The 7,404-nt window shown below is 62.3% G+C and carries 8 protein-coding genes; 1 reads left to right on the top strand and 7 read right to left on the bottom strand.

Annotated elements, in window-relative coordinates:
* Nucleotides 1-83: 83 nt before the first annotated feature.
* Both A7D21_RS25390 and A7D21_RS25385 read right to left on the bottom strand, forming a co-directional pair.
* Nucleotides 84-1,304, bottom strand: a complete 1,221-nt coding sequence (locus tag A7D21_RS25390) for a hypothetical protein (protein ID WP_069552957.1) — start codon at nt 1,302-1,304, stop codon at nt 84-86.
* A gap of 15 nt (nt 1,305-1,319) precedes the next feature.
* Complete coding sequence (locus A7D21_RS25385) at nt 1,320-1,769, bottom strand: YcgN family cysteine cluster protein (protein WP_053255005.1); 450 nt, start codon at nt 1,767-1,769, stop codon at nt 1,320-1,322.
* 152 nt (nt 1,770-1,921) lie between these two features.
* On the opposite strand from A7D21_RS25385, the gene A7D21_RS25380 reads away from it, so the two are divergent.
* The gene (locus A7D21_RS25380) at nt 1,922-2,515 is read left to right on the top strand and encodes a nitroreductase family protein (protein WP_053255004.1); all 594 of its coding nucleotides are present in this window, start codon (nt 1,922-1,924) and stop codon (nt 2,513-2,515) included.
* Between the two features lie 121 nt (nt 2,516-2,636).
* Here A7D21_RS25380 and A7D21_RS25375 read toward each other — a convergent pair whose 3' ends face one another.
* The 5 genes from A7D21_RS25375 to A7D21_RS25355 form a co-directional block, all read right to left on the bottom strand.
* Complete coding sequence (locus A7D21_RS25375) at nt 2,637-3,569, bottom strand: D-2-hydroxyacid dehydrogenase (RefSeq protein ID WP_053255003.1); 933 nt, start codon at nt 3,567-3,569, stop codon at nt 2,637-2,639.
* A 108-nt stretch (nt 3,570-3,677) separates the two neighbouring features.
* The gene (locus tag A7D21_RS25370) at nt 3,678-3,971 is read right to left on the bottom strand and encodes a YcgL domain-containing protein (RefSeq protein WP_053255002.1); all 294 of its coding nucleotides are present in this window, start codon (nt 3,969-3,971) and stop codon (nt 3,678-3,680) included.
* Nucleotides 3,968-5,101 carry a ribonuclease D gene (gene rnd, locus A7D21_RS25365; protein WP_053255001.1) on the bottom strand — a complete coding sequence of 378 codons (1,134 nt, stop codon included), beginning with the start codon at nt 5,099-5,101 and terminating at the stop codon, nt 3,968-3,970. The genes A7D21_RS25370 and rnd overlap by 4 nt, the downstream gene beginning before the upstream one ends.
* A 122-nt stretch (nt 5,102-5,223) precedes the next feature.
* On the bottom strand, nt 5,224-5,823 hold the full coding sequence (locus A7D21_RS25360) for a class I SAM-dependent methyltransferase (RefSeq protein WP_053255000.1): 600 nt from the start codon (nt 5,821-5,823) through the stop codon (nt 5,224-5,226).
* 99 nt (nt 5,824-5,922) lie between these two features.
* On the bottom strand, nt 5,923-7,293 hold the full coding sequence (locus tag A7D21_RS25355; protein WP_053254999.1) for a glutamine synthetase family protein: 1,371 nt from the start codon (nt 7,291-7,293) through the stop codon (nt 5,923-5,925).
* Nucleotides 7,294-7,404: the final 111 nt, after the last annotated feature.

The raw sequence follows: 7,404 nt of genomic DNA, 5'->3' as shown, positions 1-7,404 counted from the left end.
TATCAGTCAGTACATATTTAACTGACAGACCGCATTCGCGAGCAAGCCCGCTCCCACATTTTTGATGGGTGTATGGCTTAAGCTCAGCGCAATAACTGGGTGTCCAGCACCACCGACGACTCGCCGATCACGCTTTCAGCCAGCTGCACAAACTCTGCGGTGGTGATGCTGTTTGCGCGCATCACCGCCTGTGCAAGGTCGTCCAGCGAGCGCTTGTTGTGAGTTTTCACGCGGATCTCGCGATCCAACTCCTGCAACACCACCACCGCCCGCGCCACGGTTGCCGCACTGACATGCTCGCCCCGTAGCGTGGTGACGTCTTTGCCTTCCTTGCTCAATCGCGCCTGGATCGCGGCGTAGCGCTCATCGGTGATGCCGCCGGCACGCCGTACCAGTTCAATGGCGTAATACTCCCCCAAGCCTTCGCCGATCCAGTCACTGCTGTGGTGGTCGTTGAAGCGGCCGATGGCTTGCACCACTTCGCGAATCAACGGGCTACTGCCATTTTCACTCACCAGCGGCGTGCGGCTACTGAGGTAGATCGAGTCGCGGGACGAAAACACGCCACGGCGCATCGGGTCGCTGGCGCCCACCACCAGCAGTTTGGCCGGGTGGCGCGGGAATGCCGCATCAACCTGGGGCCAGACGAAGGTCAGCAGCGTCAACACATCCATGCGCCGCATGGCCTGCCCCTTGGGCGAGGCGACGGTGACGTCGGTGTCCCCCAGGCGCACGCGCCGGCTGCCCAGGGTGCCGGCGAGCATCCAGCCCGTCGGCCGGTCGAACAACCGGGAAACGTTGTCGATACGGAAAGTGTTCTTGCCGATACGCGGCCAGGCCGTCTCGATGCTTTTCCAGCCCGCCGGCAACTCGAATACCAAGCGCGAGACAAGCTCCACGCCGTCCTGCTGGTCGAGCCGCGCCGTCGGCACCAGGTCTTCACCCCGAAACAGCGCCCAACTCGGCGTCATCCGCGCTTCATACAGCCCCGGTTTGCGTGCGTGCGTGAGCCGTACATGGTAGGTCAGGCTGGCTTTGTCGGCGCTGGGTTGCCACACGCCACGGTGGCCACTGACGCGCCATTGGCCATCGGCCTTGAAGTCGCTGTAGTCACCGTCGTGGCCCAGTTCGAAGTCAAGGCTGCGCACTGCCGAGCCCTGGGACAGGCTCACGCGCACTTCGGCCTGATCGCTCTGGGGCAGCAGTTTGACGTGGTAGTCGAGGTCGACTTTCTTCGCGCACCACGCGGGCAGGCTCAGCGCCAGCAATACCAACGAGGCCGCCAGCTTGGTTGCCACCGTCATACACACTCCTTTTTTTCAGCCTGCGCGGAAGATCAGGTGATCCTCCCAGTCGTCTTCGGGCACGCTGCCTTCGGCGAGCATTCGGCCGGACTGGGAAATGCGTTCGTGGTGCACGGCATCACGGTCGCCGCAAACCAGGTGGTGCCACAGCGGCAGGTCTTTGCGCTCGCTGACCAAGCGGTAGCCGCAGGTCGGCGGCAGCCATTTGAACTGATCGGCCTGGCCCGGCGTGAGCTGGATACAGTCGGGCACCGAGGCACGGCGGTTGGGGTAGTCAGTGCACTGGCAGGTTTTCAGGTCCAGCAGCTTGCAGGCGATGCGCGTGTAATAAACGCTGTTGTCGTCCTCGTCCTCAAGCTTTTGCAGGCAGCACAGGCCACAGCCGTCGCACAACGACTCCCACTCCTCCTGGTCGAGGTGCTCAAGGGTTTTGCGTATCCAGAAAGGTTCGACTTTGGCGGCCATGGCTCTACATCAGTATCGGTAGGTGAAAAGGCCGCCAGTCTAGTGCCCAAGGCCCTTGGGGCCAAGCGCTTACGACTGCCGGTATGACAAGACTTGTCAGGCTTGGGGCGGCGCAGTAGCTTTGAGCCCCGGTTTTTCATCAGGATCTGCCCATGAGCAATAACCCACGCGTTGCCGATTACCCGATCCACACCCAGTTTACCGAGCGCTGGTCGCCCCGCGCCTTTACCGGCGAGAGCATCCCGCAGGAGACCCTGCTGAGCTTCTTCGAAGCCGCGCGTTGGGCGCCATCGGCCTACAACTCGCAGCCATGGCGTTTTCTCTATGCGCGCCGTGACACGCCGGACTGGGAACGCTTCCTGGGCCTGCTCAATGAATTCAACCGTGGGTGGGCGCAACATGCGTCGGCCCTGGTGATCATCGCCTCGAAAACCGACTTCATCGCCCCCGGCGCCACGGAAGAAACCCCGGCGCTGTGGCACACCTTCGACACCGGCTCAGCCTGGGGCCACCTGGCGCTGCAAGCCAGCCTCAGCGGCTGGCACACCCATGGCATGGCCGGCTTCGATCAGGCATTGACCCGCCAAGCGCTGAAGATTCCAGACGGGTATGCGCTGCACGCGGCGGTGGCCGTCGGCAAGCTGGGGGACAAATCGAGCTTGCCTGAATACCTGCAAGGCCGTGAAGTGCCAAGCCCGCGCAAGCCGCTGAGCGAACTGGTGTCGGAAGGTGACTTCAGCCTGTAAGCCTTGCCGATATCCCTGTGGGAGCGGGCTTGCCCGCGATAGCGATGGGTCAGTCACTGCATGGCAGGCTGATACACCGTCATCGCGAGCCAGCCCGCTCGCACATTTTGCTTGGGTGAGTTTAATAACCGCGCTCGAAATCCACTTCGCCGCGCAAGGTTTCCTTGGCCTGATACGCCCGCAGGTTCTGCACAAACAGTTCCACCATCATCAGCGGCGAGGTCGGCGCCGAGCTGTGGCCGGTCAACAGCAGGCCCCAGGCGGTCCAGAACGGATGGCGTTGCGGCAGGGGTTCCTGGCGGCAGACGTCGATCACCGCGCCAGCCAGGTGCCCTTCTTTCAGGGCCTCGACCAGATCGGCATCAACCACGGCCACACCGCGCCCGACGTTGATAAACAACCCGGTCGGCTTGAATTGCTTGAACAGCGCAGCGTCGTACAGGTCATGGGTGGTAGGCGTATTGGGCAGCAGGTTGATCACGTAGTCCACCTCCCCGACCAACCGGCCCAATTGATCCAGCCCGGCGACTTCAATAAACGGCGCCTGCTCACGCGCGGTGCTGGCGATGCCGTAGAGCTTGACGCCAAACGGCAGCAGAAAATCGGCAACACACTGGCCGATATCGCCGGTGCCGACGATCAGCACCTTGCGCCCCGCCAGGCTCTGGCCCAGGCGATTGTCCCACTTGCGCTCGACCTGGCTGACCAACCGCGCAAGCACTTCACGCTCGTGGCCGAGCATGTAGGTGAGCACGAACTCGGCCATGACCTGGCCAAAGATGCCGACCGCACGGGTCAGGCGGTAGTCGCGCGGCAGGCCCTCGGCCAGCAGCGGCGTGATACCGGCCCAGGTCGATTGCAGCCACTGCGGCTGATGCCCTTGGCGCAACAACGTCGCAAGCAGATCCGGCTGGCCAAGCCATACCGGGCAATCGGCGGCCAGGCGCGACAGTTCGGCCGAGTCGCCGCTGGTCAGCACCTCGACGTCCGGTGCCGCGTCACTGAGCAATTGGGCGTAGAGCGGGTAATCCTGTTCAGCAATCAGAACACGCATGGTTCAAACCTTTCAAAAACACTGCAGACGGCCGCTCGCATCCATACGGCCACCACCCACTTTTACGTTTGCGTTGAAGACTGTGCCCCGGACAGGGCACAGATCCGATCACATCGGGTCGTTGCGTCGCAGCAGCTCTTCGGGCAAGTGTTCGATGTACTCGTCCTCGGCCGGTGGCATTTGCAGGTGGTAGCCCTGCTTGTCGAGGTTTTCGAGGACCACGGTGATGTCCTCGCGGGACAGCTTGCGCTCCGGCGTCAGCACCATTTCGAAGGCGAGATGGGCCTTGCCGAAGGCTTCCATCAACGGTTCCGGCACACGCTCCAGCGCATCGCTTTTCAGCACGTAGAGGTACATCCCGTCTTTTTTCAAACTGCGATAGATGGAGCAAATACGTTTCAAGGCTGTTCTCCGGCAGTGGCCAGGCTGTCGAGCAGCGCCTGGCCCATCAACTCGCGGCGCCAGCCACGCAGCGAGTCTGGCAATGTATAAGGCCCATCGGGGTAGCCACTCTTGACCAGGGCTTCGAGGGTTTTCTTGCGCAGCATCAGTTCCGGCGCCATGTCCAGGCGTTCGGCTTCGGCCTGGCCCAGGGCGCGCAGTTGCTTGATCAGCGCGGCGGCGTCCACTGGCAGCGGTTCAGCCACAGCGGGCGGCCATTGGTCCATGGACACGCTGCCGGCACGCTTGATCAGGTCCAGCAGAAACTGGCCATCCTGACGCACGGTGCGCGGGTGCATGTCTTCGATTTTGCCCAGTGCGGCAAGGTTATCCGGCTGGGTTTTGGCCAGGGGCCACAACGAGTGTTCACGAATGATGCGGTTGCGCGGCAGGTCACGGGCGCGGGCTTGCTGCTCGCGCCAGGCGCACAGTTCACGCAGCACGGCGAGCTGGGCACGGGACAGTTTCCACGCCAGCTTGGCGTCGCGATAGACCTCGTACGGGTCGACTTCGCGGCGCAGGTTCGCCACCAGCTCGGCGCCGTCTTCCAGGACCCAGGCGTATTTGTCGTCCGACAGTTGCGGGCGCAGCCTGATGTAAACCTCGGCCAGGTGCACTGCGTCTTCGGCGGCGTAGCTCACTTGCGTCTCGGACAATGGCCGCTGCAGCCAGTCCGAGCGGGTTTCCCCCTTGGGCAGTTCGATATCCAGCACGGCTTGCACCAGGCGCGAGTAGCCCATGGAGAAACCGAGGTTCAGATACGCCGCCGCCAACTGCGTGTCGAACAACGGCACCGGCAGGCTGCCGGTCAGGCGCAACAGCACTTCCAGGTCTTCGCTGCAAGCGTGTACCACTTTGGTCACCGCCGGGTTTTCCAGCAAGGCGGCCAAAGGTTGCCAGTTGTCGATGGTCAGGGGGTCGATCAGGTAAGCACGGATGCCATCGCCGATCTGGATCAGCCCGGCAATGGGATAAAAGGTGTCGACCCGCATGAATTCGGTGTCGAGGGCGACGAATGGCAACTGCTGCCATTCGGCGCAATGCTGGCCGAGGCTATCGTTGTCGCAGATCCAGTGAATATCGATGGCCACACGGCTCTCCCTTGAAGAATGGCGCGCAGTATATATCGCGAAAGGGACTTGCGAGCATCCGCAGTGCACACGCCAAGATGAAAACTCCTACAAGAGGCGAAGAATAGTCCGGCAGGAGAGCGTTAGCCTCTCTTACGCAGAACGTAAACGCGCCACAGCTTGGAGCCGGGCAGGAATTCCTGATGATTGAGGACTTTGAAGCCCGCCAGTCGGAACTCTTCCTCCACCGGCGTACGTGCGTTCACTGAGACAATCACCGTGTCACGGCTGACGCGGTGAAACTCACGCAGCAACGCCAATCGCATGTCACTGCTGGGCACATGCCGAAACAACTCCAGGCAGAAAATGCAGTCCACCGCATTTGCCGACAGACCGATGGAAAACGCTGAGCCCTGGAACGTTTTGACACGCTTGAGCAAGGCCGCCGGGTGATGCGTGCGCGCATGGTCGAGCATGTCCTGGGAGTTGTCCGAGGCCAGGATTACCCGGTTGATGTGTTCGGCCAACACCGGCCAGAACCGTCCCGAGCCGCAGGCCAGATCGAGGATCAGCCCCGGTTCGCCGGCGACTTTCAACGCCTGGCGCACCAGCCGCTCATCGCGCCATGCGGCCAGACGCTTGAGCAGTGCGGGCGGCCGCGTGTCGCCGCAAACCCTGGCGTGCTCGCGGTCGCAGCGCTCGGCGAATTCAATCTCGATAGAGGAAGGAGAGGGTGACGACATCACAGGCTCATGTGTGTGGAACGGTAGTGAACGACCTTGATTCGTAGCTTAACCAGCACAACGTGAAAAAAAGGTCGAAACCGCCGAGGTCTTAAGCCATCACGCCTGATGCAGGTACCAACGCCAATCCTGCTCGCCCACTTCGCCCATGAACTGGCGGTATTCGGCGCGTTTTACTGCCAGGTACACACCGAGGAACTCGCTGCCGAACGCCTCCCTTGCCCAGCTTGACCCTTCCAGTGCACGCAGCGTCGTGAGCCAGTCGGTAGGCAGCGGCTCATTGGCCTGGGCGTAGCCGTTACCTTGCACGGGAGCGCCAGGATCGCGTTGCTCACGAATGCCACGGTGGATACCGGCAAGGATCGCGGCAGCCGCCAGGTAAGGGTTGGCGTCGGCGCCGCAGATACGGTGTTCGATATGCCGCGAATTCGCCGGGCCGCCGGGTACACGCAGGCTCACCGTGCGGTTGTCCACGCCCCACGTGGCGGCCAGTGGCGCATAGCTATTGGTCTGGAAGCGGCGGTAGGAGTTGGCGTTGGGGCAGAACATCAGCAGCGAATCGAGCAAGGTACTGAGCATGCCGCCTACGGCCTGCCGCAACAACACAGTGCCATCGGCCGCCTCACTGGCGAACAAGTTATTGCCGTCGGCATCGGCCAGGCTGACGTGCATGTGCATGCCCGTGCCCGCCAGGTCATCGAACGGTTTGGCCATGAAGCAGGCCGTCATCCCGTGCTGATGGGCGACGCCCTTGACCAAGCGTTTGTAACGCACGGCTTCGTCCATCGCTTGCAGCGCATCGTTACGGTGTTCCAGGGTGATTTCCACCTGGCCCGGGGCGTATTCGGAAATCGCCGTACGCGCCGGGATACCTTGCAGTTTGCAGGCGCTATACAGGTCGGCAAGGAACGGCTCGATCTGCTCCAGCTCGCGCAAGCCATACACTTGGGTCGAGCGTGGGCGATTGCCGTCAACATCCCGTGCCGGTTGCGGGCGGCCGTTGCTGTCGGGCTTCTGGTCGAGCAGGTAAAACTCCAGCTCCGCGGCCATCACCGGGTAGTAACCGTCGGCTTTCAGGCCGTCGATCACCCTGGCCAGCACATGCCGGGGGTCGGCCACGGTAGCGGGCAGGCCTTCGGTAGGGTGCATGCTGACTTGCACCGCCGCCGTCGGGATCAGGCGCCACGGCATGCGCTGCAAACTGCCGCTGACCGGGTAGGCGCGGCAGTCAATATCGCCAACGTCCCACACCAGCCCGGAGTTTTCCACGTCATCGCCATTCATCGTCAGGCCGAGGATGGTGCTGGGTAACGGCCGACCACTTGCATACACCGCCAGCAGTTCATCGCGGTGCAGCAACTTGCCGCGTGGTACGCCGTTGTTGTCGAGGATAAACAGCTCGAACATCTCGATGTCCGGGTTCTGCTCAAGGAAAGATCGGGCTTCGTGCAGGCTCGCAAAAACACTCATGGGAATTCTCATACGTTTGCGTCAGGCAGGCGCACAGGCGCTGCCGGGCAGATGCGCACAGGTGCGCGTCATCCGTGGGGCAAATCAACGTAGGGGAAAAGTATCTGGAGG

Origin of the sequence: Pseudomonas sp. AP19 (assembly GCF_001728855.1) — a bacterium.
In the GTDB taxonomy this organism is placed as follows: Bacteria; Pseudomonadota; Gammaproteobacteria; order Pseudomonadales; family Pseudomonadaceae; genus Aquipseudomonas; species Aquipseudomonas fluorescens.
The sequence above is the reverse complement of the archived record's forward strand: the minus strand, read 5'-3'. Positions and strand labels throughout refer to the sequence as shown.